This window comes from Streptomyces humidus (assembly GCF_014649655.1).
Lineage (GTDB): Bacteria > Actinomycetota > Actinomycetes > Streptomycetales > Streptomycetaceae > Streptomyces > Streptomyces humidus.
In genome coordinates this window covers 1-2156 of record NZ_BMTL01000112.1, presented here as the reverse complement: position 1 = coordinate 2156, position 2156 = coordinate 1, and the positions used below count along the sequence as shown (strand labels likewise).

The following is a 2156-nucleotide window of genomic DNA, read 5'->3' as shown; positions in this document are numbered from 1 at the left end:
CAGGAAGTGGTGGATGACCGGGCTGAAGGAGTCGCCGAGCATGACGCCGTCGATGTTGACCGCGCACAGGCGCAGATGTCTCAGACCGTGAACCATGACTTCTCCCCTGTGAATGAAATCCCTTGCACGCCGTCTCACCACGCCCGCCCGCCGCCAGGCCGACGACGCCGACGGCGCCGGCGGGCAGGCACGGCACCCGCCACGCCGCCCGCGCCCCCGTCGATCACCCGCAGCCCGCCGAACCACAGACGGACGCGCGCAGCCCGCCGAACCACAGACGTTCACCCGTAGCCCGCCGAACCACAGACGGACACCCGTAGCCCGCCGAACCACAGACGTTCACCCGTAGCCCGCCGAACCACAGACGTTCACCCGCAGCCCGCCGAACCACAGACGTTCACCCGCAGCCCGCCGAACCACAGACGTTCACCCGCAGCCCGCCGAACCACAGCCGGTCGTGCGCTGTCCGCGTCCGCGGTCAGTCCTGCGCGCCGCCGCCCTCCCGCGAGCCCGCCGAAGCGCAGGCCGCGGCACAGGAGGCGGCCCGCAACAGCTCCTTCGCACGCGCCTCGCTCACTTCGGTGTGGACGATGACGGTCGGCACCGCGATGCCCGGAAGCAGCAGCCGCCACATCCGCACGACCCGGTCGCCCAGATCCGCCCGCCCCTCGCTCGCCACGGCGGAGTAGGTCTGCATGCCCGTGCACGCCTCGACGACGAACTCGGCGAGCTCCTCCGGGTCGACGCCCGCCTGCAGCTCGCCCCTGCCCGCCGCGACACGCAGACAGTCAGCCATGATCGCGCCCCAGTCGCGGTAGGGCTTGACGTCCCGCAGGCCGAACGCACCCTGCTCGGTGGTGAGCCGCACACCCGCCCGCAGCAACGGATCCGTCCTCAACTGCTGGGACCAGACCAGCGTGATGTCGACGAGCCGCTGCAGCCCCTGCGACTCCAGCCACGGGACTATCGAATCGGGCTGCGCGCTCATGACCGCACGGGCCAGCGCCTCCTTCGACTCGAAGTGGAAGTACAGCGCCCCGGCCGTGAGTTCGGCCTGCTGAAGGATGTCCTTGATGCTCGCCCCGGCGAAACCGGACTCGTCGAACACCTCCGCCGCCGCCCGGAGCAACTGCCTCCGAGTCTGCACTCCCCGTTCCTGCCTGGGTTGACGCACCACCAGCACCTCCTTGCGAAACCGAACACTCTTTACGGTATCGGCCCCGGCTCCCGAACTGCCAGACGCCGAGGACCACCCAAGCCGGCCAGCACGCCGGAAAACAACCGTTTCATCCATCCTCACGGCAGCATCCTTGACCTACTTGTGACATCAACTTTACCCGCGTTTGGCAGGAAAACAAAACGAGCGCTCTTTATATTGTTGCCGACACGTTCACCGCACCACGAGGTCAACCACATCCCTGGGGGGGATCCACATGACCGTGACTGCCTCGACGCGAGTCATAGAGCGACCGGCCACCTCCGTTCCCCGCGAATACGTGCACAAGGCCGCCGCGTCGGAAGTCCTGCTGACCGGCCTGTCCCCGGCCGGACCCGACCGCTTCCACATCACCGCCCGGTGGCCCTCGCAACACCCCTTCTACGGGCCGAAGACCGGCTTCCACGACCCGCTGCTCGTCGCCGAGTCGGTCCGCCAGAGCGTGCCGCTGCTCAGCCACCTCGCCTACGCAGTCCCCTTCGGCCACCGCCAGTCATGGAGCAGCCTGCGCTACGAAGTCGACCCCGCCGCCCTGACGTTCACCGGGAACGACGCCGACCTCGACATGCACATCACCTGCTCCGAGACAGTCCGCCGCACCGGCCGGCTGGCCTCGCTGCGCATGCAGGTCGACCTCTACATCGACGGCCGGCCACTGGGCGTGGCGGAGACGAGGTTCTGCAACCTCTCCCCCACCGTGTACCCGCGCCTGCGCGGCCCCTACGCCGACCCCGCACACGCCGCACGACGCGCCCTCCCCCTCCCACCCCCCCTCACCCCGGCCCACGTCGCCCGCACCCACACCCACGACGTCGTCCTCTCCCCCACCCCCACCCCCACCCCCGCCCAACTGCGCACCGACTTCTCCCACCCCGTCCTCTTCGACCACCCGGCCGACCACGTCCCAGGCATGCTGCTGCTCGAAGCCGCCCGCCAGAGC

Annotated in this window: 2 protein-coding genes; one reads left to right on the top strand and one right to left on the bottom strand. The window is 69.4% G+C overall.

What is annotated here, in order from left to right:
- Window positions 1-478 precede the first annotated feature (478 nt).
- Window positions 479-1147 (bottom strand): ScbR family autoregulator-binding transcription factor, encoded by a 669-nt coding sequence (locus tag IE239_RS41250; protein ID WP_229878815.1) that lies wholly within the window; start codon window positions 1145-1147, stop codon window positions 479-481.
- 286 nt (window positions 1148-1433) lie between these two features.
- Here IE239_RS41250 and IE239_RS41245 point away from each other — a divergent pair.
- On the top strand, window positions 1434-2156 hold a 723-nt coding region (locus tag IE239_RS41245), incomplete at its 3' end, for a ScbA/BarX family gamma-butyrolactone biosynthesis protein (RefSeq protein ID WP_190154574.1).